This is a genomic window from Methylobacter tundripaludum SV96 (genome assembly GCF_000190755.2).
Taxonomy (GTDB): Bacteria; Pseudomonadota; Gammaproteobacteria; order Methylococcales; family Methylomonadaceae; genus Methylobacter_A; species Methylobacter_A tundripaludum.
In genome coordinates this window covers 2,415,017-2,439,899 of the sequence record NZ_JH109152.1, presented here as the reverse complement: position 1 = coordinate 2,439,899, position 24,883 = coordinate 2,415,017, and the positions used below count along the sequence as shown (strand labels likewise).

At 52.4% G+C, this 24,883-nt stretch carries 22 protein-coding genes; 3 read left to right on the top strand and 19 right to left on the bottom strand.

Going from position 1 to position 24,883, the window contains the following annotated elements; all coding sequences use genetic code 11:
• The first annotated feature begins 25 nt into the window (after nucleotides 1–25).
• The 3 genes from METTU_RS10965 to METTU_RS10955 are packed head-to-tail and all read left to right on the top strand — an operon-like array spanning nucleotide 26 to nucleotide 2,256.
• Nucleotides 26–1,351 carry an OmpP1/FadL family transporter gene (locus METTU_RS10965; RefSeq protein ID WP_006891617.1) on the top strand — a complete coding sequence of 442 codons (1,326 nt, stop codon included), beginning with the start codon at nucleotides 26–28 and terminating at the stop codon, nucleotides 1,349–1,351.
• Between the two features lie 43 nt (nucleotides 1,352–1,394).
• Entirely contained in the window at nucleotides 1,395–1,829 is a 435-nt protein-coding gene (locus METTU_RS10960) for a YeeE/YedE family protein (RefSeq protein WP_006891616.1), read from the top strand.
• A 4-nt stretch (nucleotides 1,830–1,833) separates the two neighbouring features.
• Nucleotides 1,834–2,256, top strand: coding sequence for a DUF6691 family protein (locus METTU_RS10955; protein WP_006891614.1), 423 nt, complete (start codon nucleotides 1,834–1,836; stop codon nucleotides 2,254–2,256).
• Between the two features lie 180 nt (nucleotides 2,257–2,436).
• Here METTU_RS10955 and tatC read toward each other — a convergent pair whose 3' ends face one another.
• The 19 genes from tatC to METTU_RS10855 form a co-directional block, all read right to left on the bottom strand.
• A complete protein-coding gene (gene tatC, locus METTU_RS10950; protein WP_006891609.1) occupies nucleotides 2,437–3,213 on the bottom strand; it encodes a twin-arginine translocase subunit TatC in 777 nt (258 codons plus the stop codon).
• The gene (tatB, locus tag METTU_RS10945; RefSeq protein ID WP_006891608.1) at nucleotides 3,200–3,505 is read right to left on the bottom strand and encodes a Sec-independent protein translocase protein TatB; all 306 of its coding nucleotides are present in this window, start codon (nucleotides 3,503–3,505) and stop codon (nucleotides 3,200–3,202) included. Before tatB ends, tatC begins: the two co-directional genes overlap by 14 nt.
• A 5-nt stretch (nucleotides 3,506–3,510) precedes the next feature.
• Nucleotides 3,511–3,720: a twin-arginine translocase TatA/TatE family subunit gene (gene tatA / locus METTU_RS10940; protein ID WP_006891607.1), complete on the bottom strand. Its 210-nt coding sequence runs from the start codon at nucleotides 3,718–3,720 to the stop codon at nucleotides 3,511–3,513.
• Between the two features lie 93 nt (nucleotides 3,721–3,813).
• The gene (locus METTU_RS24445; protein ID WP_254257893.1) at nucleotides 3,814–3,963 is read right to left on the bottom strand and encodes a hypothetical protein; all 150 of its coding nucleotides are present in this window, start codon (nucleotides 3,961–3,963) and stop codon (nucleotides 3,814–3,816) included.
• A 418-nt stretch (nucleotides 3,964–4,381) separates the two neighbouring features.
• Entirely contained in the window at nucleotides 4,382–5,563 is a 1,182-nt protein-coding gene (locus METTU_RS10935) for a sigma-54 interaction domain-containing protein (RefSeq protein WP_006891606.1), read from the bottom strand.
• Nucleotides 5,564–5,860: 297 nt separating this feature from the next.
• Nucleotides 5,861–7,504, bottom strand: a complete 1,644-nt coding sequence (locus METTU_RS10930) for a PepSY domain-containing protein (RefSeq protein ID WP_006891605.1) — start codon at nucleotides 7,502–7,504, stop codon at nucleotides 5,861–5,863.
• A 511-nt stretch (nucleotides 7,505–8,015) separates the two neighbouring features.
• Complete coding sequence (locus tag METTU_RS10925; protein WP_006891604.1) at nucleotides 8,016–8,609, bottom strand: c-type cytochrome; 594 nt, start codon at nucleotides 8,607–8,609, stop codon at nucleotides 8,016–8,018.
• A gap of 137 nt (nucleotides 8,610–8,746) precedes the next feature.
• A complete protein-coding gene (locus tag METTU_RS10920) occupies nucleotides 8,747–9,337 on the bottom strand; it encodes a peroxiredoxin (RefSeq protein ID WP_006891603.1) in 591 nt (196 codons plus the stop codon).
• 153 nt (nucleotides 9,338–9,490) lie between these two features.
• Complete coding sequence (locus METTU_RS10915; protein WP_006891599.1) at nucleotides 9,491–9,877, bottom strand: hypothetical protein; 387 nt, start codon at nucleotides 9,875–9,877, stop codon at nucleotides 9,491–9,493.
• A 230-nt stretch (nucleotides 9,878–10,107) separates the two neighbouring features.
• On the bottom strand, nucleotides 10,108–11,553 hold the full coding sequence (locus tag METTU_RS10910; protein WP_006891598.1) for a DUF1501 domain-containing protein: 1,446 nt from the start codon (nucleotides 11,551–11,553) through the stop codon (nucleotides 10,108–10,110).
• A gap of 35 nt (nucleotides 11,554–11,588) precedes the next feature.
• Complete coding sequence (locus METTU_RS10905) at nucleotides 11,589–14,015, bottom strand: DUF1549 and DUF1553 domain-containing protein (protein ID WP_006891597.1); 2,427 nt, start codon at nucleotides 14,013–14,015, stop codon at nucleotides 11,589–11,591.
• A gap of 60 nt (nucleotides 14,016–14,075) precedes the next feature.
• Nucleotides 14,076–14,546, bottom strand: coding sequence for a rhodanese-like domain-containing protein (locus METTU_RS10900; RefSeq protein WP_006891595.1), 471 nt, complete (start codon nucleotides 14,544–14,546; stop codon nucleotides 14,076–14,078).
• A gap of 1,035 nt (nucleotides 14,547–15,581) precedes the next feature.
• On the bottom strand, nucleotides 15,582–16,043 hold the full coding sequence (locus METTU_RS10885) for a c-type cytochrome (protein ID WP_006891592.1): 462 nt from the start codon (nucleotides 16,041–16,043) through the stop codon (nucleotides 15,582–15,584).
• Between the two features lie 39 nt (nucleotides 16,044–16,082).
• Nucleotides 16,083–16,802: a cytochrome b/b6 domain-containing protein gene (locus METTU_RS10880; protein WP_006891591.1), complete on the bottom strand. Its 720-nt coding sequence runs from the start codon at nucleotides 16,800–16,802 to the stop codon at nucleotides 16,083–16,085.
• A 13-nt stretch (nucleotides 16,803–16,815) separates the two neighbouring features.
• Complete coding sequence (locus tag METTU_RS10875) at nucleotides 16,816–17,436, bottom strand: redoxin domain-containing protein (RefSeq protein WP_006891590.1); 621 nt, start codon at nucleotides 17,434–17,436, stop codon at nucleotides 16,816–16,818.
• Between the two features lie 343 nt (nucleotides 17,437–17,779).
• Nucleotides 17,780–19,927, bottom strand: coding sequence for a protein-disulfide reductase DsbD family protein (locus METTU_RS10870; RefSeq protein ID WP_006891589.1), 2,148 nt, complete (start codon nucleotides 19,925–19,927; stop codon nucleotides 17,780–17,782).
• A 28-nt stretch (nucleotides 19,928–19,955) separates the two neighbouring features.
• Nucleotides 19,956–20,846: a dienelactone hydrolase family protein gene (locus METTU_RS10865; RefSeq protein ID WP_006891587.1), complete on the bottom strand. Its 891-nt coding sequence runs from the start codon at nucleotides 20,844–20,846 to the stop codon at nucleotides 19,956–19,958.
• A gap of 227 nt (nucleotides 20,847–21,073) precedes the next feature.
• Nucleotides 21,074–22,039, bottom strand: coding sequence for an SMP-30/gluconolactonase/LRE family protein (locus METTU_RS10860; RefSeq protein WP_006891586.1), 966 nt, complete (start codon nucleotides 22,037–22,039; stop codon nucleotides 21,074–21,076).
• An 89-nt stretch (nucleotides 22,040–22,128) separates the two neighbouring features.
• Nucleotides 22,129–24,876, bottom strand: coding sequence for a TonB-dependent receptor domain-containing protein (locus tag METTU_RS10855; RefSeq protein ID WP_006891585.1), 2,748 nt, complete (start codon nucleotides 24,874–24,876; stop codon nucleotides 22,129–22,131).
• Nucleotides 24,877–24,883: the final 7 nt, after the last annotated feature.

The following is a 24,883-nucleotide window of genomic DNA, read 5'->3' as shown; positions in this document are numbered from 1 at the left end:
ATAAACACTTTGGAGAAACAAGCTTATGTCGTTAACAAATTTTAATCAGCCGCTTAGCAAAGCAATTCGACAACAGGGATTATCAGCCGGCATTGCCGCAATTATGCTTGTATTTCCTGCCGTATCGGAGGCAACCAACGGCTATTTTGCTCACGGCTATGGCGCCCGCAGCAAGGCCATGGCCGGCGTGGGCGCCGCCCTGCCCCAAGACGCGATGGCCGCGGCAGTGAATCCGGCCGGTATGGTTTTTGTCGGCAACCGGCTCGATGTGGAAATGGAATTATTCAATCCTAACCGTGAATACACGGTACAAGGCGCGCCTTCAATGGCACCGGGCACTTTTCCGCTAAACCCCGGAACGGTTAAGAGCGATAGCGACCTCTTCCCCATCCCTACGCTAGGCTGGAATCATAAGCTGGACCGCAACCAGTCTATCGGACTAACGGTTTTCGGCAACGGCGGCATGAACACCGATTATCCCGGTTTTACCAGTCAAACCTGCGCGCCCGGAGGAACTGGAACGTTCTGCGGCGGCAGTACCGGCATTGATCTGGTGCAACTGTTCATTAGCCCAAGTTACGCCCGGAGTTTTGCCAATAATCGGTTTTCTGTGGGTATAGCGCCGATTTTCGCGGTTCAATCCTTTAAAGCGCAGGGGCTAAGTTCATTCGCGGGATATTCCAGCGACTCGCAAAATCTTTCCAACAACATCCGGAATTACTCATACGGCGCCGGCGTTCGTATCGGCGGCATAGCGGAACTGCTTCCCGGCCTTCATCTGGGCGTTTCCTATAAAAGCCGCGTGTTCATGTCTCCATTCAGTCATTACGAGGGACTCTTTGCCGAACAGGGCGACTTCGACGTTCCGGAAAGCATTAATGGAGGACTGGCGTGGGACATCAATGACAGCGTCACCGCCGCTTTCGATGTGGAGCATATTCGTTACAGCAGCGTCAATTCGGTGGGGAATTCCTTTTTACCCCATCTGCAAACAGCCCAACTTGGCAAAACCAATGGCGCAGGCTTCGGCTGGAAGGACATGACGGTCTATAAATTCGGCACGCAATGGAAGCAAAACGCGGACTGGACATGGCGCGGCGGTGTCAGCTACGGCGAGCAACCTATCCGTAGCTCGGAAGTGCTGTTTAATATCCTGGCGCCCGGCGTGCAGGAATGGCATTTGACGACAGGATTCACGCGGACCATAACCGACAAAGACGATGTGACCTTTGCTTTCATGTATTCACCGACCAAGAAAGTCAGCGGCCCGAATCCTTTGAGCCCAGGCCAGACTATTGACCTGGAAATGCATCAGCTCTCGTTCCAGCTGGGTTATTCGCGACGATTTTAAAGTCTGCCGAGACCGTTATTTTATTGACCGACAGGACTCTTCAATGGAAAACTTTACACCTTATTCAGCACTGGCCGGCGGCGCACTGATCGGATTATCCGCCGCATTGCTGCTGCTTTTAAACGGCCGAATTGCCGGTATTTCCGGCATTATCGGTAGAGCGCTCCCGCCTCATCAGCGCGGCGATGTCGGTTGGCGCCTGTTTTTTCTTGCCGGTCTGTTATTTGGCCCGCTCATTTTAAGGTTGGCTGACGGTAACGCGGCGAATATCGGCATCGATACGCCATGGCCTATCTTGATAATTGCCGGCCTTTTGGTCGGCTACGGAACCGGCCTTGGCAATGGCTGCACCAGCGGCCACGGCGTATGCGGACTGGCGCGCCTTTCACCGCGTTCGACTGCGGCTACCGTCGTGTTCATGGCGGTTGCAGGCATTACTGTTTATATCGTGCGCCACTGGCTCGGCGCTGAGGATTGAAGCGATGATCAAGAATTTATCGAGCTTATTTTGTGGCATTTTGTTCGGCTTGGGTTTGGTCATATCGCAGATGGTCAACCCGGTGAAGGTGCTCGCGTTTCTTGATATTGCAGGACACTGGGATCCCAGCTTGGCGCTGGTCATGGCAAGCGCCCTGACAACGCTGGGACTAGCTTATAGACTGATTATTCGCAGGCCTTCGCCAATACTGGAACAAAGTTTCCATCTGCCTGATGCGACACGCATCGATGCCCGATTGCTGACAGGATCCGCATTGTTTGGGCTGGGCTGGGGACTGTCAGGATTTTGTCCGGGAGCGGCCATTGCCGCCATTGGCTATGGCCGTACAGAGGCCTTGTTGTTCACGCTCGCGATGTGCGTTGGAATCTGGCTGTTTCGTTTGATTCATAGACCCGCTCACTCTTAAGGCATTACCTGATTAGCAAGATGCTTCAGCCAACCAACCGTAGAGACGCGATTTATCGCGTCTTTCGATTTATCGCGTCTCTAATCGTTGCGCCTTTTCCGGATTGGAGAGCAGACGCGATAAATCGCGTCTCTACAGTGTTGGTATATCGAATATTTTGTCTCTGGCTGAAGCATCTTGCTAATCAGGAGGCATTAAATCTATCTTATCCAATTCACTGTCAGGCTCGAGTACAAAAAACCGGGAACATAGCAAGCCCAGCTCAAACAACATCCACATCGGCATCGCTAATAATGTTTGCGAGACGGCGTCGGGGGGCGTTAAAACAGCCCCTACGATAAACGCGCCGACGATAACATAAGGGCGTTTATCGGCGAGGCCTTCGGGCGTTACCAGTCCTGTCCAGACCAAAAGAATAGTGAATACCGGCACTTCAAAGCAAACGCCAAACGCAAAAAACAAGGCTAAAACAAAATCGAGATACTTGGCAATATCGGTCATTACCGCTACGCCATCGGGCGCGGCGGCGGTCAAGAAGCCGAAAACCAGAGGGAAAACCACAAAGTAGGCAAAGGCCACGCCCATATAAAACAGCAGGGTGCTGGCGATCAGCAGCGGAAAAATCATGCGTCGCTCCCGCTTATACAAACCCGGCGCGACAAAGGCCCAGAACTGATAAAGAATAACGGGAACGGAAATAAAAGCCGAGAACACCAGCGCCAATTTAAACGGCGTGAAAAATGGGGAGGCCACATCAATAGCGATCATGGTGCTGTTTTTCGGCATGTGCTGTAGCAGCGGACCGGCCAGGAAGCTGTAGATTTCATTGGCGTATGAAGCCAGCCCCAAAAATACCGCTAATACGCATAAAACCGCTCGCAACAGGCGGTTGCGCAATTCAATCAGATGGCTGATAAAGGGCTGCTCTCCAGCCTCGTTAAAATTATTTGAGCTCATATTGTCCGGTTATATCGGTCGGCAACGGGTCAATCGTGGCTTTAAGCGCGTCGGATGTTTCATCAAGCAAATGCTGGGCATCGTCCAGCCCGGACTGCTCTTTGAATATCTGGCGCAATTCCTCGGTTTGCAGTTCCAGCTTGATTTCTTCCTTGACGGAAGCCGCCATCCTGCGCGTTTTACCCAACCAGAATCCTGTAAGCCTGGCCACCTTGGGCAATCTTTCAGGGCCTATGACCAATAAGCTGACCAAGCCGATCAGACAAAGTTCCGAGAACCCTACATCAAACATGGAGGTTAAACTTTATCGTTTTTGAAAATAACTTCGCCTTCGATGGCTTCACCCTTATCGGCGACAGGCTTGTCTTCCCCGCCTTCTGCCACGGCCGCGCGAAAGCCTTTGATGGCTCCGCCCAGATCGGTGCCGATATTGCGTAAACGCTTGGTGCCGAAAACAACAATGACGATGGCTAATACAACTAATAAGTGAGTAACGCTGAAACCCATTTTTAACTCCGGTAGTGACGCTGCATGGCAACGCCTTATTGGTTGAAGACCTTGCAAAACAAGGTCTCTACTTGTTACGTTGCGGCTTTCATTTCAGGCCGGACAAGCAAAACGACATTGCAGTGCCTGTAATGCGTCATCCGGTCCCTGATCGGCCAACAACACCCTGCAATGAAACCAACCGCACATCGGCAGTTTCATTAATTCTATAAGGATATGGTCGGTAATAACTTCTCGAAACATAAATTCATCGTTCCCATGCTCTGCGTCACTGCCATTAAGTTAAGGATTTTAGTGAGCGCTAGTTCCCAAGCTCCAGCTTGGGAATTCAGTGTGGGAAGCTCCAGCTTCCCGCCTCACGAAGCTGGAGCTTCGTCAACTGGGTTACCAAGCTGGAGCTTGGGAACCAGCGTAAAGCTTAACTTAATGGCAATGATGCTCTGCGTGGGAACCCTAAGCGAAAGTTATTATTGATGGAGTCCTAAAATCATTCGGTCCACGAAAATCACAAAAAGCACGAAAATATTCCAAGACATAGCAAGTTATAGAAGGTTACCCGCAGTGACCGGCTGTGCAATACAACATACTGTTTTATTTCGTGTCTTTCGTGCTTTTCGTGGACAAATCGGGGAGGGTGCGAAAGTCCCCCTTTAACACCCAGCTAAGTCAATCGGTAAAGATTATTCGGGTCTGCTTTTCCAGCATCTCCGCCTCTTACAACTCCCGTCTCTCTATAGGCGTCCGGCGATTTTTTCTGCGTATTCGGCAACATGCCATAGAGACCCAGCTTATGCCTGAGCACATTACGGCTAATGTCCAGCAAACGCGCGGTTTGAACCTGGTTTTCCTCGCAGAATTCAAAGGCGGTCCGAATAACCGTTTCTTCCAATATCTCAAACAACTTGGGCGGCGCTTGCTCGCAAAGACGCTGCAACGCGCTTTCCAAAGACGTGGTTGAAACGGATGATCCCTGCTCCAAAGTTCTGACGCCGGATAGCTTGAAATCTTCAGGGCGTAAACGATTACCGGGACAGACCAGCAGCGCACGGTGAATAGCGTTTTCCAGTTCGCGAATATTGCCCGGCCAATCGTAATTCAATAAAGTCAATTCGGTTGCCAGCGACAGCTTGATTTCGCCATAACCCAAACGCGCGCCGTAAATTTTCAGAAAATGTCTTGCCAAAGGCAGGATGTCGCCAGGTCGGTCGCGCAAGGGGCTTAACTGAATAGTCGCTACGTTGAATCGGTAATATAAATCGGCCCGAAAGTGCGAAGCCGCAACGGCCTCTTCCAGATTGACATTGGTTGCCGCAATGATTCTGACATCTACCGGCACCGGCTGCCTGGAACCCACTTTGACAACTTCGCGCTCCTGTAGCACACGCAGCAATTTGGCCTGCATCGCAAACGGCAAGTCCCCCACTTCATCGAGGAACAAACTGCCCTTGTTGGCGGTTTCGAACCAGCCTTCCTTGCTCGTCAAAGCCCCTGTGAACGCCCCTTTTTCATGGCCGAACAATTCGCTTTCGATCAGGTTTTCACTCAACGCCGCGCAGTTTAAGGCCCCAAAAACATTTTTGCTGCGCTTGCTGAGCGCATGAACATGACGGGCCACCAGCTCCTTACCGGTTCCGGTTTCGCCGATAATCAGAACGGTTGCGTCGCTGGGCGCAATACGTTCGATCTGTTCCAGCAATCGACGGGAAACCGGATCTTCAAAAACCAACGCCGTCGCCCGGATCGAGAGCGACAGCGAACGTGACTGCAATTCATCAAAAGCCAGCAATGTAGAAGCTTGCTCTGCTTGGCTGGCGGCGAGAATGCTGTCTGAAAGTGTATCCATAATAATGTACTCGTTTGCTTTGCAAAAAGTGGGTAACTCAACCCTTTTCAGGATCGTCATCCGGATTTAAATAAAATCACTGCCATTAAATCGGGTTAACAGAACTGATCATGTCACTCCGCCAGCGTTGGTAGCTATCTTAGGTTGATTGTTATATGGAATAAAACGTTATTATTCGATTTATATATCTTTAAAACAGATATATAAATCGCTGAGATGAAACCAAAAAAGTCAGTGAACCGCTAGATAGATTCACTGGCTTCCGTTATCCGCTTCCTCTCGCTGATATGCCGACAGTTAATGCGGAGGGATTTCAGGCTCCAGTTTTCCAACGCCCCTCGGTGTGCGCCGAATCGCGCGCTTTTTAGGCGCAAAGGTTTTCTTCAGCAGTCGCCAGCCAACCACCAGCGAACTGCCCCCCAGCACCAATCCGAACGATACCCAGATCAGCATCCAGACATCCCAGATTGGCCGATGATAAATCCAGCCGAAATCCCAGTGATGCAGGCCGGAATATAGCCAGCGTAAGACACGTCCGCTTCTATCCACCCGACTCAACAGACGGCCGTCTTGCGGGTCCAGGTAAAAACGGGTTCCGGCCTCGTCGGCCAGTTGCACCAACAGTACCGGCAACGGTTTCTCCACCACGCTTTGATGGTGCCTGGGGTAGTAGTAGCTGTCGTATTCATTCAAGACTGTCTGGGTTTCCACTTCGGCATTACCGGCCACGCGCTGCACGGCCGCCACGAGCGATGCCGGGTTAAACTGCGGCAAGGCACCGGGCAGTGTTTGCGGCAGACGCTGTCCGTCGCGGGTATGAGCCAGCAGCACGGCGTCACCGCCCAGTTGCCGCCAACCCAGTTCGACAATGTCCGCATCGTCGACAGCCAAAGCCAGTAAAACGGGTAAAACCGGCTGCCACAAACGCATTGCCTCAGGCAATTGGCTCCCCAAATAGCGGTTCATTTCTTGCCGATTGGGATTGGCCGTCGAAAATATTTTTCCGGGATTGGTATCAAGAAAACCGCTGAGCGCCCAAGACAGCACCACGATACCGCCGATCAGCCCGCTCCAGAAATGCCATTTAAACCAGAATTCCCGGTAAGGCTGGGTACGGCCTTGGGAATAAGTGGGCTTGCCGCCGAAACCGGGCCGCCAGCGCAACCAGCCGATAATCAGGCCGGTCAATGTCGCCAGGGTCGCGGATAAACCCAACCACAGTTGCGCATCGTTGCGAATTTTACCTAAGCCTATCGACTCCAGCGGCTTTAACAAATGCAGCCAATTGCCTGCCCAGTAGAAAGCCCGATCCAAACGGCTGGAGACGTGCAATACTTCGCCGGTACGCGAGGAGATCAACATTTCCCCGCCGTCGCCGACGGCTATGCGGTGGAAGGGACTCAAGGCATCCTGGTTACGAAGGATGATCGGCTTCTCGACGGTCTCCAGGAAACCGGCCTTGATAACGCCGCCGCTGCTGTCGGCATTGAACCAGTTTTCCGCAATTTTCAACGCTTGATCCGGCGTGGTTTTACGCACTGAACCGTCAAGCGCAGACAAGGCGAAACGCTGTCCCCGACTATCCTCTACCAGCCACACGGGTTCACCGGCGCTACGCACCAATCGGGCATCGGCGATACTGACGGCAGCATCGCCGTCTTTTCCTTTGCTACTTTGAGTTTCGGCACGGGCCGCCGCTTTGGGCTTAGGTTCTGCCGCCTTGCGTTGTTCGACGCTACGGTCCCAAGCCTCGCCCAGGCTCAGCCAGCCGACTTCGGGAGCCAAGGTTTCCGCGTGCGCCAGTTGCTGACTGCGGTTTTGCGTCGTCGGAGTGGAATACATGATCACCAAACCGGTAAAAAACCAAAAAAACATGAATAAGCCCAGCACTACGCCTACCCAGCGATGAACTTGATATAACAGCCAATTCAACGACTTCATTGTTGCCCTCTGAAAGAATAAATAGGGAGGAAATAACTAAATATGTAACTTCTTATTAATCGGTTAAAAAATTATCAAAACGGGAGTGCAAGCTTCGCCTAAAGCGCCTACTGTTGGTGCTTGCGCTTGCAGGCGAAGCCTGCACTCCGGCTACCGGCAACGCCCTTAAAAAGCCTTTACGCTGGTTCCCGAGCGGGACGGGGGTTGCACCCCCGTCCCTACCGTTTTAGATAACTACTGCCATATTTTCATCCGTCAAACGTTTCGGACGGGGTTGCAAACCCCGTCCAGCCACATTAAAAAATTATCACCACGAAGACACGAAGAACACGAAGCTTTATTTCTTCGTGTCCTTCGTGTCCTTCGTGTCTTCGTGTCTTCGTGTCTTCGTGGTAAAAAATTTCCACACGCTACGTCCCATATACGCAAGATGTTAGTCATAACTCATGGCGCAACGCGTTAGAACGAGAAACATCTGCTAAATAGTTACGAAATAAGCACCATCACTTTGCTACAGCCCGGAAATATAATCGGCCAGCGCTTCGATCTCGTCATCGCTCAGCGATTCGGCAATCTTGTTCATTACGCCGCCCGGACTGTTTTTGCGGTCGCCCAGCTTCCAACCGACCAATTGAGAGCGCAGGTAAATCTTGCGCTGGCCGCCAATCACCGGGTAAATCACGTTACCGGCAATGCCGCCCTTGCCGCGTGTGCCGTGGCAACTGGCGCAAGCCGGAATGTCCCGACCCTGGTCGCCGTTGTCGAACAAATTCCTGCCCAACGCATTAGCACCGGCACCGTCGCCTTGCATGATTTCCCGGCTGGCGAAATAAGCGCCAATATCCGCCATGTCGGCGGCGCTTAAATCTTCCGCCATGATGGTCATGATCTCGTGCCGACGCGCACCGGACTGGAAATCGCTCAACTGCTTGACCAGATAAGCGGCGTACTGGCCCGCATGATTGGGAATCTTGGCATCGCTACTATTGCCGTCCGCGCCGTGGCATTCCCGGCAACGCCCGGCCTCGGCTTTTTCCTTGCCGATGACCGGGTTGCCGCTGCCGATGCGTTGTCCGACGATTTCCGCCCCCTCCTCGGCCGCCATAGTTTTGACCGAAGCGAGCAGGGCGAATGTGCTGACGGCAAGAAAGGAGTTTCTCTGCCAACGTCTATTCGAGCGCTTCCGGCAGGAAAAAACCGACGCTATGCTGCATCGCGACACCAAGCGCGATAATCCCACGCCTACTTAACTGACTGTTTGGCAGCCGCAAGCTTTTGCACGATTTCAAGCGATTTTTCAACATTTTCCGCCGGTTTAAGCCCCGTCAACGTAGCGGCGATTTTGCCGTCAGGCGTAACGATGAAGGTGGTGCGCTCGGCAAAGCCGTGAGTGATTTCAACGCCGCGCGAATCTTTTTTCCCCGCCGCCGCTTCCCTGACGGTCAAATCGTAGGACTTGGCGATATTGCCTTCGACATCGGAAGCGACCGCAACTTTACCGCCGCAAAACTCAGGATCGGCGGAGAAATCGTTGAGCCTGTCGATGCTGTCGAGCGACACGCCGATAATGGAGGCTCCGGCGGCGGTGAATTTGTCATGATTCACCGCAAAGGTGTGCGCCTGAATATTGCAGCCGCCGGTGTAGGCCGACGGGTAAAAATAGACCACGACCGGGCCTTTTTTCAGCGCGTCTTGCAGCGAATACGTAAAAGATTTTCCGGCCAACGAGGCTTGCGTCTGAAAATCGGGAGCCGGATGGCCTTCCGGTAATGCGGCGGCAACGGGAAGCGTGATTGCACTCGACAGCAGGCAACCTAGTAAAAAACGTTTCATATATGTACTCTCTTAGTAACACTCAGCAGTCAAAATCAGAACGCTGATGACGCTGATAATTATGATTAAATAAGATTTTTCTTAAATTATCTGTGCTTATCATATTCATCTGCGTTCCATCGTATTTGATAGCGAACCGAGTAATTACCTCTTTTAAAGGGGTTTATAGGTATCGTGACAAGCGTTGTCGCAATTTTTGGTCAACTCTAATGCCTTGTTTGACGCGGTATCAAAATCATTCGCTTCGACAAACTTCACAACTTCGGCAGCCAAGTCTTCGTATTTTTTGGCATCGGTTACCGCATCGGCGGAATTGCCTCTCTTTTCAAAAAAGCCTTCGACCAGCTTGAAGTCGCTCTGCATCTGTTTCGCAAGGGCAATGCTTGAAGTGGCATCTTTGCTGGAAATATTGCTCTGAAGGTTGCGAGAGTTAGTATCTATTTTTTCCATCAACTCCTCGAAATCGAATGCGGCTTCGGCATACACGATGCCGGTTGCCAATATCAAAACAATTCCGAAAAGATTAATCGTTTTACTCATATCAATGTGATCCTTAAAAAATATCCCAGAGTTACGTATTTTTACTCACCACGAACGACTGCATGGACAGATTTTTGCTCCTGCAAAATCTGCATTCCCCACATCCCTGTGGGTTATGCAGGAGGTAGAGCAATGCAGGAGCAATTGCCGAGACACGAAGAAAAAACTTAACCTTCGTGCTCTTCGTGCCTTCGTGGTAAATAACAGAACCGGCATTCTGGACTTCTTGTCTACGCAATCAGCTCCTTAATGACCTTGCCGTAAACAACCGTAGGTCGTTCCGAACGGCCCTGATATTTATAGATCAATTTCAAGTGATCCAAGCCCATCTGGTTCAGGACGGTCGCATGCAAGTCGTAGGTATCGACTGCCTGGCTTTTATCCGCCACCTGCAAGCCGATTTCGTCGGTCGAACCGTAGGTCGTTCCCGCCTTAACCCCGCCGCCAGCCAGCCATTGCGTGTAGCCCCAGGCATTATGGTCGCGCCCGGTGCCGCTTTCGCCCCATGAGGTGCGGCCGAATTCCGATGTCCACACCACCAGCGTCGAATCCAGCAGACCGCTTGCTTTCAAGTCGGTCAACAGCCCGGCAATCGGCTTATCGACGATTCTGGCGTGCTTGCCGTGATTTTCTTCGAGTTTGGTATGCGCATCCCAGTCCCTGTCGTCACCATCGATATCCACCGGCCCGGTGACGACCTGGATGAAGCGCACGCCGCGTTCCACCAGACGCCGCGCGCGCAGCAGATTGGTGCCGTACTCTTTGGTAACGTCGTCGTTCAAGCCGTAAAGCGCCTTGGTCGCGTCCGACTCCTTGCTCAGGTCGACCGCTTCCGGTGCGGAGGTTTGCATGCGTTCAGCCAGATCGTAAGCCCGGATACGCGCCTGAAGCTCGGTGTCTTCGGGATAGGCTTGTCCTTTGAGTTCGTTGAGTTGCTTCAACAGCTTCAGGTTGTCGCTTTGTTGTGATGCCGCAGTGAACTCGGGGCGCTCCAGATGCAGGATCGGCGATTTACCCGAGCGGAAAGCGGTACCCTGATAAACGGCGGGCAAAAAGCCCGAACTCCAGTTGACTGCGCCGCCGCTCGGTTCTTTCTTGCCGTTGTAGAGAACCACATAGGCAGGCAAATCGGGGTTAGCGGAGCCCAAGGCATATTGAATCCATGCGCCAAGAGACGGCCGACCGGGATTCAAGCCGCCGGAGTTCAACTTGAGTATCGAAATGTCATGGGTAGCGCCTACGGTCACGCTGGACTTGATGAAAGCGATATCGTCGGCATGTTGCGCCAGATTCGGGAGCAAATCGGAAAACCAGGCGCCGCTTTGCCCGTGTTGCTTCCAGGTCCGGTTCGAGGCATAGAGCTTGCCGAGTCCGCCCTGCGTACTGGTCTTGATGCCTTTCAGGAAAGAGGCGGGCACCTCTTGTCCTGCCAGCCTGACCAGTTCAGGCTTGTAATCGTACAGGTCGAGCGTACTGGGCGCGCCGTGCTGATGCAGCCAGATCACCGATTTGACTTTACCGGGGAAGTGGGGCTGCTTGGGCCCAAGCGGGTCGATCAAATCGGCAGCCAACGCACTCGATATAAACCCGCCTCCCGGCACCAGACCGCTCAATGCAAGCCCGCCCAAGCCGTATCCTGTTTTGACTAAAAAATCTCTACGCGATTGATTATTCATGATTCATTTTTCCTCTAAGAAAGTGATGTGTGTCATTAAAACCGGTATATGAATTCGTTTGAATTCGCAACCGTATGCACCAGGTCAACAAAAGCCGCGGCACGTATAGGATCCAATTTCTGATCCCCCTTTAAGCCGGTAGGTATGCTGACCGCAAATTTACCTTCCGCTGTTTTTTCCCTGACGACCTTTTCGTGATTGTTCAAAAACTTTTGCAAGGTTTCTTTTTCGGAACCTGTCGCTGCACGTGAGAACAATATTTGATAAAGCCTATCCAACTGAGCCGCTTCGTCATTACCGGCCTCGTTAATGACCCGTCCGGCCAACGCTTGCGACCAGCCGAACACCACATCGCTATTGAACAGCGTCAGCGACTGTAATGGGGAAGTCGTCACTTCGCGTTTGCTGTGCGCCTCTTGCGCGGAAGCCATGTTGAAAGATTCCAGCAACGGATAAGGCACACTGCGCCGGGTAAAAATGTACAGGCTGCGCCGATTCTGGTCATGAACATCCTTGGACACTTCCCATTGATTACCGGCTCCCAGGTTTGCAGGAACTGGAGGAAATACGCTCGGACCGCCGATCTTATCTTCAAGTTTTCCCGAAGCGACCAGTAGCGAGTCGCGAATCTGTTCGGCTTCCAGACGTTTCCGCGGGAAGACTGCCAGAAGCTTGTTGTCAGGATCCGCTTTGGAGACATCTTCACGATAAGCCGATGACTGGCGATAGGCGCTGGACAGCAATATATCGCGGTGCAGTTTCTTAACGCTCCAGCCTTGCTTGATGAAGTTGTCCGCCAGATAGTCCAGTAACTCGGGATTGGTGGGCTTTTGCCCCGCCTTGCCGAAATCGCTGACTGTTTCCACGATGCCGTGTCCGAAGTATTGTTCCCAGACCCGGTTTACAAACACCCGTGCCGTTAGCGGGTTATTTGAGCTGGCTATCCAGTTTGCCAGAGCCGTTCTTCGGCCTGATGAAAACGCGGTGGGTTTAATATCCGGTTTCTCATCGGTAATAGCCTCCGGAAACGCCGGTTGCACCTGTTCCAACGGCCGCTCATGGTCGCCGCCGAAAAATACATAACTGGGCGGCGCATCGGGATAGCCAAGTTCAGTCATTGCGGAAATTTCAGTCGATCCTGATTTAGGCTTAAGATCGTTAAACTTTTTCAGCTCTTCAGACAACTTGTCGTATTCCGTCCACTTGTCTGCGATTTCCTTGGTGTAATTTTTGTCTGCGCCCTTGCTCTCCGCAGTATCCCTGAGATAAGCGGCCAAACTGCGCTCGTCCGTGATATAGCCCAAACGGTGATTGACCCAACGATCCTGAGCATTCCACTGGCTCTTCGGCTTGAAAATCGCCTCCCTGCTGTCCGTCAAGTAACGCTCTTTATGATGTTTTTCGGCCTGTTCCCTGACCGTGTCGATAATCGCTTTTTGTTTACCGCGGATCTCCTTGGTTGCGTCTTCCCACTTAGCCAAGGTAACGTCATACTTGCGTTCCACCTCGCCTTTTTTCGCCGCAGGAATGTTGTCGACGGCGCTCAAGTTGGCAAAAAATGCCTGTAGCGAGAAATAATCCTTCTGACTGATCTTGTCGAACTTGTGGTTGTGGCATCTTGCGCACTCCACGGTTTGCCCCAAAAACACCTTGCCCACGGTATCGGTGATGTCGGTGGTGATTTGATACTTCCGCTGAACCAGGTCGCGGGAGTTGTGATTGTCCGGGAAGTTCGCCATATAACCGGTGGCGATCAACGCTTCCTGGTTATCCGGCCACAACTCGTCACCCGCCAATTGCTCCTGGATAAAGCGGGAATAAGGCTTATCCTGGTTGAAGGCGTTAATCACATAATCGCGGTAACGCCACAAATTGGGCCGCGTTTCGTCATTTTGAAAGCCCGTGCTATCCGCGTACCGCGCTAAATCCAGCCAGCGGCGAGCCTGACGTTCGCCGTATTTGGGCGATGCCAGCAGACGATCCGCGAGTTTTTCGTAAGCATCCGGCGCGGTATCGCCCACAAAGCTTGCGACATCCTCCGGCGTCGGAATAACACCCCAGGCATCCAGCGTTGCACGGCGCACAAAGGCGGCGCGGTCAGTGTCTGCCGAAGGCGTCAGCCCCTTGGCCTCCAAAGGTGCCAGTACGAACGCATCAAGCGGCGTGCGCACCCAATTTTTGTTGTTAACGGTCGGTTGAGTCGGCGCTTTCACCGGTTGATACGACCAGAGTTTCGATTTTGCCGCCTGCGGCGCGCTTGCCTCGGCAGCCGCTGCTTTATTATCCGTCGCTGCGGATGCTGCCTGTGCGGGTGCGGCCTGCGGCGCTTTTATCTCAGCCGCTGCTGCTTGCGTACCGATTACACCGACCGGACTGTTGAACAGGTCCACAGCCGCTCCGACTTCTCCGGCCATCGCACCGGTAAGACCCCACATAACCGCGAGATATAGTTTGTTTTTCATTAACATCCTCCAAAAATAAAAGCGCTCAAGACCTTCGTTAGCATCGCTTTATTAGAATTATTACTTTTGTTCTGTCGCAGGCTTAGGCGCAGGTATTTCTATTTTGGCCAGCTTGCCGCCTTCTTCTTCATAGTTTTGCGCACCCACCGCACCGACTACTTTAAAACCTTTAGCGGTCAGCAGATCACCCGCAGCGCCCGCACGACCGGCGTGGTTGGACACCGTGACAATGTCCCGGTCCTTAGGAATAAAAGCCAAGCTGTTCTCGATTTCTTTGGACTGGATACTTAAATAAACGGGGAATCCGCCTATCTTGGTGAGCTCGTCAGGACGTCGCACATCGATAATCAGCAACTGCTCGGGCTTGGCAAGCAACGCATCCAGTTGAGCGCGATTAAGTTTTGGCGTCTTATACTTGTATTCTTTTGCAGCCGGAGCATCGGCTTTTTTATCATGGTCATGGGCCGCCCCGAACGCAACAGGCGTAGCCAGAACTGTCATCAGTAACATCAATTTGGTAAGTTTTTTCATGGTTATTTATCTTTAGTTTAATTGCTGGGAACGCACAGAGCGCATGTCGTTACGGTATATTCGATTAGGTATATGCAGCTACCGTACCAACACCGCAACAGTCCCCCATCGTTTTCTGGAAAACAGCCAAAATAAAATACAAGCAACTGATTATTAATTAATAATTAATTGACACCTCAGCCATGCCCCACGTCCTTTATTTATCCATGCATACAAGACTTAAACCGGTTTGCTGAAAAATCAGCAGCCCAACACCAGCCCATGTTCCTAGACAAGCAGATACCAGAACCGACCACCCCGACGAACCGGAAAGCAATACGGGTCGGTACGCAACAGCGATTCGCATTTGAGGTCGTTGTATGTGCAACAAGGCGGAGCATTGGAATAATTCAAAACGGTGGCGGTGAGTCCTTCGGCTACGCTCAGGAGGGCCTTGTATATCCCAAAATGGGAGCGCCAATATGAGGGCAATAGCCAAAAGTACATTGATGAAATTTTGGAGTCAGCCGGAACGTGCGAATTCGAAAGGGGCTTTGCAAAGCGGGTACGCCGAGGCGATCAAAGCAAGCAGGGAAACTCCTCAGGAAATAGAGGCGCAATACTGGAATTGCATGGCTAAAATTCGTTGGAACGGATGTACCAAGCGCAAGAAGGACAAGCATCTGCGAGCTGTCGTTAGGCGAGAAACATATCGATATGCAGACCTTCCAGGTTTTTAAAACCTGGAAGGTCTAACTTGCAACATTTCGAATGGAGCAACCCCCCCCATCCTGCTTGACTTGAAAGTTACCAGCCCCTTCGGCTACGCTCAGAAGTAGGCCGGAATAAGCCGGTTCAAACGACAGTGAGAACGGGCGTTTCCGGCAAACACCTCCAAAACCCGCCGGAAACGCCGCCTCGCGCTACGCGCTCGACGGCCTTATTCCGACCTACATTCTAGCCCGCCATTCCAGCGTCTATGCCGAAATGACACGTTTATAACGATGAGCGCAGCGCGTGGAAACGAGGAAATCTAACTAATTTTTCAGCTTTGCGTTATTCCTTAATACGAATCAGGTCATGACAGCTTTTGCAGGATTCGCCGACTTTTCCAAACTGGGTCTTGATCGCGCTGACATCACCGGTTGCCGCCACTTTCGCCAACTCGTTTGCAGCCACGTTAAAGGTGTTGGCGGCCACCGTTACTTCTTCTTTTTTCTGGAAGAATTCAGGCTTGAGCCGGGTTTCCTTCCAGCCGACGCCTTTGTCCGTACCCTCACCATACAGAGCGCCCAATCCGGAATTGGCAACCGCAGCAATCGCATTTGCGGCCGCGGCGACAGAGTCTTTGTTAAAGGTTTCGGGATGATCCACGACTTGGCTTTTGATTTTCGAAATATTCCAGGCTGCAAAAGAATAGGCCGATTGCCGAAATCTTATTTGTTCTTCAATCGGACCGGCTACCGCAGCGTTGGCTGATGCAGCCACCAGAATGGCGAGGGTTAATTTTTTTTTCATTTTTTTAGTTCCTGTATGTTGTAGAAATAATTAAGCGGTTTAAAAACTTGAAGGCGCTTGTGCGATTTGCTGCTGGCTTTGCGCCAGATAGAGTTGCGATACGCCGCCCGAAACACCCCAGACCACCGTGCTGGAAATAATCAGGGACAGAATAAAACGCACAGCGCCAAATCTCTGGTCATGATTTGTCGCAACAGCTTCCGCCAACGCAATAGGGATGTTCTTTTTTCCGGTCAGCATCGGCACAACGAGATTGGTTTTTTTAACCCAACGGTAAAAAATGATCGCCGCTAAATGCAGCACAACCAGCGCCAGCAGAAAGTTGAATGCGGTATTGTGCCAACCGGTCAACTTGTCGCTAAAGGACTTATCGATAAGGTCGAACAACGGCCCCTGAAAGGCGATATCGTCGTTGGCAAACAATCCGGTGCCCACCTGCACCGCCAGCGTAGCGATTAGCGCAATCACCGACAATCCGCCTAACGGATTATGGCCAATGCCCTGCCAGCGGCCCTTAAGGTAAGCGGCCAGCCGTGAGAAGGTAGGGAAAAAAGTTGAAAACCGGGAATGCGTCGAACCTATAAAGCCCCAGATAATGCGAAACACCAGCAAACCCAAAATAAAAATGCCGATACGGCCATGCCAGTCGATCAGCGCGCCGCCGATTTTGGCGGTGACATAGGCCGCTGTCACGGACGCTGCGAGCAGCCAATGAAACAGCCGGTGCGGCAGGTCCCAAATATGAATAGTAACTTTCATCTTGATTCTCCTTTTAACCGGCGTACTTCACGGAGCAGCCGTACGGTTTAGTACTGGATTTTGCCACTTTCCTGCCTGCGGCGAGATCAGCCAAGGCGGCACTGACATAATTTTCGGCCTTGCCGATGTCGGATTGATCGGCAGACGGGATGCTGTCTATGCCGCCTTTGTAAACCAGCACGCCTTGCGGATCGATGATAAAAAACTGAGGCGTATTGGTTGCGCCATAGAGCTTGCCGATTGAACCGTCACTATCCAAAACGGTATTGGTCGGGGTCGCGCCGCGATGCGTATTGAGTTTCCTGGCGGTCTCGCCGTCGACATTGCCTTGTTTGCCCGGCGCCGAAGTGATGACTTGCAGCCAGACGATGCCTTTGGCGACGGCGTCTTTTTGTAAATTAGGGATATTGCCGCTTTCATAATGTTTCACCACGAACGGACATTCATGATTGGTCCACTCCAATACCACGGTTTTGCCGTGCAGATCGGCAAGTTTTATCGTGCTTCCGTCGGCTGCGGCGCCGGAAAATAACGGTGCCGGCTTATCTACTACAGGTTCGGCATTGACTGTTGTGGATGCAAAAGCGAAGGCTAAGCTCACTAAAGTAATTTGATAAAGTCGATGTAAAAACATAATTGGCTCCGTAATAATTATAAAAGGCACGGCACAAACCGTTCCCCGGACTTTCTGTGTAACGGTTTCAAGAAGCCTCTGCGACGACATGATTCTCCCTCCCTGGTAAAAAAATCGTGCGCCGGGAACAACCTGAAAATAGTAAAAAGACAGAAAATCGATCCATCGAATTCCTGCCAAAATTGATCCTTCAAACGCGAATAGCAAATTGTCCCGATAACGCCGTCAGACTTTGTCGTCGCCTCAAACTGAGACTTGATCGGGTCGACACCGTCTGACGACGTTACTTAGCCAGTTTGTTCGCTTCCATTTTGAGATTGCGAGTCCTTCGCGACCTCTTTACTCATAAAGCCACCGCCTGCGTGACAATTTCCGGGGTCAATATCTGCGGCAACACGATCGGTTTCGTTGAGCTACCCGCTCCCGCCGGATAAAAGACATACAGCGGTACGCCGCTACGCCCGAATTCGGTAAGAATCCTGGTAATTTCTGGATCGCGGTTAGTCCAATCACCTTTAAGATAGGTAATCCCGGACCGCTTAAAGGTATCGACGACTGAACTCTGGCTCAGCGCGACTTTTTCATTAACCAAACAACTGATGCACCACGCCGCCGTCATATTTAGAAATACCGGCTTTCCCTGGCTGCGCAATTCATTTAAGCGCTCGGCCGAGTAAGGCTCAGCGTTCCTTACCGGCTCAACGTTAACTAATGGCATAGCAGCCGTGGTCTCTACGCCAAAATAACCGCCGACCAGCACCAATCCCAGCGACAACACGGCGACACCGAATCCGCTGCGCTGTCCCGCCTTCCCGGTGTGTTTAGTAAATTCATAAAGCCAGGCGGCGAACGCGATAATAACCATCCCGCCCAGCGCTATCGCAACGGCATTGACGCCTGCCTGTTGCGCCAACACCCAGACCAGCCACACCGCTGCTCCGTACATCGGGAAGGCCAAGCCCTGCTTTAATCTGTCCATCCATACACCGGGTTTCGGCAGGCGTCGCTGCAAGGACGGCCATTGGCTCAACAGCAAGTAAGGCAGCGCAAGACCCAAGCCCAAACAGAAAAACACCGCCAACAGAGAGGCCGGCGGTTGGCTTAACGCGAATCCCAGCGCCGCCCCCATAAACGGAGCCGTGCAGGGCGTCGCAACAATGGTCGCCAACACGCCGGTGAAAAAACTGCCGCTGTAACCGGGGCGCTCGGCCAGCGAAGAGCCGATTCCCGCTACCGAACCGCCGATTGAAAATACGCCGGATAAACTGAGTCCTACGGTAAACATTAAATAGGCAACCACCAGCACAAATACCGGCGATTGGAATTGAAAGCCCCAGCCGATCTGGGCTCCGCCTGCCTTCACCGCAATCAATACCCCACCGAGCAATGCAAAACTCGTCAGTATGCCCAGTGTGTAGGCCAAGCCTTGCAGCCGGGTTTGCAACGGCGAATGTTGCGCATGTTTTATTAAGGACAAGGCCTTGATGGACAGTACCGGCAACACACAAGGCATCAGGTTCAATGTCACGCCGCCCAATAAAGCCAGCAGCAAGGCGGATGCAAGTACCAAATCGGGTTCTCCGTCCTTAGCCGGAGCGGCCTCTAAAACCTCAGACTTAAGCGCAGTACTCCCCGAAACCGCCGCGTCGCCGGCGACTTGCACGCTATAACCGCGCGTAAGCGGCCCGCTGCCGCTGTCTTGCGTAATCGCCAAAACCCCGGACAGGCTTTCGCCCGGAGACAAACGCACTTCTCCCGGTTTCATTTGCAACTCAAGGGTATCGCCTGAAAGTTGCCAGGGCTGCTCAGCCCCCTGTACGATTTTTCCCCACTCATCGGGATAAAACCAAACCTTTTTAACGCCGGAAGATTGCAGCTTGGCGTCAGTCATTCGCAAAGTTAAAACATCGTTGCTATAGGCTAAGCTTGTCGGCCAAGGGCTGACTGACGGCAAACTCGCACGGGCAAGTTCAATCAGCGGACTGCCGGTTCCGGCGTCGGCACCGGGCGCGACAACCGGCAAATCCAGCGCCAAATCCACTTTCTGGGGAATGCATGATTCCTTGCAGACCAGCCATTTCACTTTAGCTTTGATCGGGAATGTGGTGCCTACACCACTATCTTGCGGCACCTTAATTTTGGTCAGCAAGGTGACTTCATTTTCATAGCCGTAACTCGTGACCGGTCCCAGTGTGATGCGGCTGGGAGTCGGCCACTGAATTTTGCCCGCTTTTGCCCCTATCGGAAGCTCATAGGCTATGGTGGTGGCTAAACCTGAATCGCCGGGATTTTTCCAGTAGGTGTGCCAATGCGGAATAATGCGTTGCTGCACGCCCACCAGAATCTCGTCGCCGGGATGCACCGCATCGACGGACGCGACCAGTTGCGCGGCGACCTGCTCGGTACCCGCTTCAAACGAGCTCGCCTGTGCGTTGCCGCAAAACAGCATAAACAAGGCAAGTGCAATAGACAGTGGACGAAGTTCAAGCATAAAAATCCTGAATTATCAGCACTAAGCTTTAGACGCGCAGATGCTTATTAAAGAAACCAATGGTGCGTTCCCATGCCAACTTTGCAGCGGCCTCGTCGAAACGCGGCGTGGTGTCGTTGTTAAAGCCGTGTTGTACGCCCGGATAAATGTAAGCTTCATAGCTGATTCCGGAGGCTTTTAGCGCGGCCTCGTAAGCCGGCCAACAGGCATTGATGCGCTCATCTTCCCCGGCATAATGCAGTAACAGCGGCGCTTTGATTTTTGCGGTGTCTTCGTCGCTCGGCTGACTGCCGTAGAAAGGTACGCCTGCCGCCAGATCGGGAAGCTGCGTCGCCAGGAAATTAACAATGCCGCCGCCGTAGCAAAAACCTACCGCGCCGACTTTGCCGTTGCCTTCGGGCAGGTTTTTCAGCACCTCGGCGGCGGCGAGGAAGTCGGCACGCGTTTTGGTTTGATCGAGCGATTTGAAAAGCTCGCGCGCCTTATCCTCATCGCCCGGATAGCCGCCTAACGGGAATAGCCCATCGGGAGCGAAAGCGATGAAATTATCCAGCGCGATGCGCCGGGCAATATCTTCGATATGCGGATTCAGGCCGCGGTTTTCATGCACGACCAACACCGTCGGCAGTTTCCCGGTGAATTGGGCTGGCTGGACCAGATAGCCGCGAATCTTGCCGTAACCGGCAGGCGAAGGATATTCCACATATTTCGCCGAGATACGCGGATCGTCCTTGCCTATCTGCTGCGCCTGGGCAAAACGCGGATTCAACGCCTCAAGCAAACCCTCGGCAGTCAGGCCGAGCAGCGTGAATTTTGCGGCCGAAGCCAAAAATCCCCGGCGCGATAGTTCGCCGTGGACATATTTATCGAATAGTTTCAGCACTTCAGGATCGAAGTCTTTTGCTGTTTTGCGTGTCATAGTTTCACCTATTAATTATCGTTGCCTGGCAGAAGCGTGCGTGGAAACGATGTCAATATTCAAGCCATAAAATGGATAAACTCACCACGAAGACACGAAGTTCACGAAGAAAAACCAAGGTAAAAACTTCGTGTTCTTCGTGTCTTCGTGGTGAAATGTCTTAAGTTACCCTCGTTCCCACGCGGCGCGTGGGAACGAGAGCACAGGACCGTTCCTACCCTGCAAACTTATTTCGCCCGCCCTTTAAACCCTTGTGCAAGCAAAGGTATCCTGTAAGCGGAACCGCGTCCTACCGCGTAAAGCGTTTTCTTGTCGGTACCGGCAAAAGCTATGTTTTGCGGCTTTTTAGGCAGTGCAATAACACCCAACGCTTCACCCTTGGCGTCAAACACTTCGATGCCGGAATTCGATGCGACATAAAGCCTGTCGTTATCGTCTATCGCCAGACCGTCCGCACCGCTGGACCATACGTTTTCTTCATTTTTCCAGCCGTCCAGCTTGGCAAAGTTTCTCCGGTTGGAAATCGATCCGTCAGCGGCGATGTCATAGGCAAGCACGTGTTCGCCAAGGGTATTGGCCACATACAGCACCGTTTCATCTTTATTCAGCTGAATGCCGTTTGGACGGTCAACGTCGTTAGCCAGGCGTTTCAATTCGCCGGTCGGTGAAATGTAAAATACGCCCGGATGAGAAGCCGGTGGGTTAGGATTTTCTTTAGTCGGACGCGTGCCGCTGTCGGTAAAGTAAATGCCGCCGCTCTTATGAAGAACCACATCGTTCGGCCGTTGAAAGGCAACGCCTTCGAAATTTTCGGCAAAAACCTTCTGCTTATCGGCCGGATAAACAATGCCGACCTGTGGTTTAAGCGTTTGAACGGCGATGATCTCGCCCCCGGCATTTAAGGCAAGGCCGTTAGCGCCGTTGGAATTCTCCAAGAAGGTTGAAACGGTATTATCGGGCGCAATACGCACAATCCGGTTTTCATTGGTTTCAGTAAACAGCAAGCTGCCGTCCGAATAACCGATGGGGCCTTCGGTGCCTTTGAAGCCGTCCTTGATCAATTCGATAATGACACCGCCTGCTGATACGCCTGGAATAGCAGGCGTAACGGGGTCATCAGCCTGTACGGAAACGGCAAAGACTAAAGCGCCCAGCACTGAAAATAATTTCGCATGTGAAGTTTTGAGTAACATCTTGTTCTCCGGATTAAATATAAATTTTTTAAAGCTGAAGAGTGGGCGAAAAAGCACCGTGCTTGTCGCCCATCACCCTGTAAAACCGGTTAAAATTTCGCCCGGAAATGCACACCGAAATAACGCGCCTCGCCATAAGTACCGGTAGCGGTACCTGTGCCGGACCATGATGAAGCATTGGTCAGATAAATAGTGTCGAAAATATTCCTGCCTACCAAATCCAGGTTGTACTGGCCGCTCTTGGTGCCGATACCTATGCCGCCATCGGTGACATGATAGGCATTTTGTTTACCTGAACCCGATAAGCTGGCGTTATAGTTGGCAGCCGATTTATAACTGTCCACCAGAAACCCATGCCACTGTAAACCGTGATCATTAAACTTGCCGAAGCCGAGCGGAACTTTATAGTCCACCCCATAGTTAGCGGTAAACTGTGGCGCATTGGGCAAGGTCAAGCCGGTTTGGTCGCATGCTCCCGCGTTATTTGCTTCCGGCGGACATGGCGCATCTTTAAAGTCGGTATAGACGGCATGGTTGAAAGACCCGTTTAAGAACAGGTTTAAGCCCTTGGTCACATCCCAGGTGGTCTCCAATTCCACACCGCGCAACTGGATGCCTTTCACATTACCGAGTGTGGTTCTGAACTGACCCGCTCTGGTTTCATCAGGTACAGACAACTGCGATTGGAAGCCTTTAATATCGGTGTTGTAGAGATTCACGTTGACCGCCAACTGACGATTAAACCAGCTGCTCTTAAGACCCAATTCGTAATCCATCACGTCTTCAGGCTTGACGTTTTCCTTGGCTCCGGTATTAGCATTGAATTGTGCCGCTCCGGACTTTTGTCCGCCCGACACCGAGAAATAAGTCATGACATCCTTGGTGATTTTGTAACTGGGATTAACCAGCCAGTTTTGTGCGTTCTGGTCGAAACCTTGCGTGGGAGCGTTCCAATTAACGCCTACCCTACCGTTTCGAATGGCTAACGCATCGGTCAGGTTCTGACCGGTTAAGCCGGTTAAAGCCGAGCCTCCGAAAGATTGCTGATAGCCGCTATTTTCACGATGCTCAAAGGTGTCACGCAAACCCACTGTTAACGTCGCAGCCTTGGTAAGGTGCCAGTTGACCTGTCCATAGGCTGCAAAGCTATTGGTTACCGGGTTCAGATAAGCGGTATTCATAACGCCCCGGAGAGATTGCCGTAACGCCTCCCGACCCGCCGCAGTCGCATTCAACCGGCTATATTGGGCGTTACTGGCATAGAAAGCCCCAGCGTCATTACCGTACAGGTTCTGGCTTAAGGTATTCGCATCGCTATGTAGCGCAAATAAACCGCCCTGATAATCCAATACGCCGGGTTCCTGCGAAGCGAAGCGAAGTTCCTGCGACCACTGGCGGTTTTTTACGGTCACGCCGCCAATCTGCATAATATCCGCCGTTGACCGGTCACCGTCATGATGCGGTTCGAATAGCGCATACTTATAGGCCGTAACCGAGGTAAATTTATGACCGAGTCCGCTCCAATTGATTTCATTGGAAACGCCTTGTTGGTCAGCCCGCGACACCTGTTTGTTGTCCTGGGCAACTTTACGCGGATCGCCTATCACGGTGATCGGCTGGCCGGAGTTGCGCAGGTCGTTAAACCAGCTCCGCTCCAGGCGTGTGCTGTAAGTTGTGCCGCGTGCCGTGCCGTCGGCAAATGTCGCAGGATCGTCCAGGTTGGGATTGACGCTCATGCTTTGCGTGGCCGTGGATCGCTCCAGAATCAATCTTGAGGACACATCGTCGCTTGGCGTCAGTAAAAACTGAAGCCGTCCGCCGAAGGCATTGGTTTCCTGGAGCTTGCCGGTGGTTACCGGTGAATCGAGGTTGGCAACAAAGCCGTCGCGCTTGTCGATAAAAACGGAGCCGCGATAGGCGAGCAATCCGGGCAGAACGGTGCCGGTAGCGCCAACCTTGCCCTGCAAGGAATCGCGATTACCGGCGAAGCCGTCGACGTAATAGCCGGATTTAAACGACGGCGCTTGCGTGACCACGTTGATTAAACCCAGGTTGCTGTTTTTACCCTGCAAGGTGCCTTGCGGTCCGCGTAACACCTCGACATGATCAATATCGGCATAGTTGGTCCAGGTCGAGCCGACCCACGTCGACCAGACGTTGTCGACCATCACGCCGACGCTGGATTCCATCGATTCGTTACCGCTGTTCTTGCCCAAGCCGCGCAGGGCGATACTGGTTTGCCGGGCGTTGGTGCTGGTAACCCCCAGGTTGGGCACTCGACGCGCAAAATCGGCCACGCTGACGATATTATCGCGCTTCATCTGTTCGCCGCTGATCACCGCAATCGGAATCGGCACTTCCTGGAGTTTTTCTTCCTTACGCCGCGAAGTCACGACGACTTCCGATAGATTCTTGGGTTCGTCATCGAAAGATTTCTCTGCTTTTTTCGGCGGCTCGGCTGCTGCAACAGCCGCCGTTGCCGGGGCTGGCTGGGCCGGTGCCGCACTAGCTGCCGTTCCGACATTGCTATTGGAAACCGCTTTTTTAAGCTGCTCGTTTTCCTTCTTGGTTTCGCCCAATTCTTTTCTTAGCCGCTCAACTTCTGCCGCCAAATCACCGGAATTATCCGTGGCAAAGCTGTAGTCCGGCGCTAACAAACAAGCGCCTGCAATAATCATCGCGGCGCCGTTTAGAGCCGCCCAATTATGTTTATGTGTCTCGATTTGCGCTGTGTTTTCACCCGCTTTAGCGGATAAAGACCGGCCGTCAGTCTTGTTTTTTTTCAGCGATTTCGGGCCCTTGGTTGTAGCCGGCCGCCCTAACCTGTCAATACTCATCTAAATT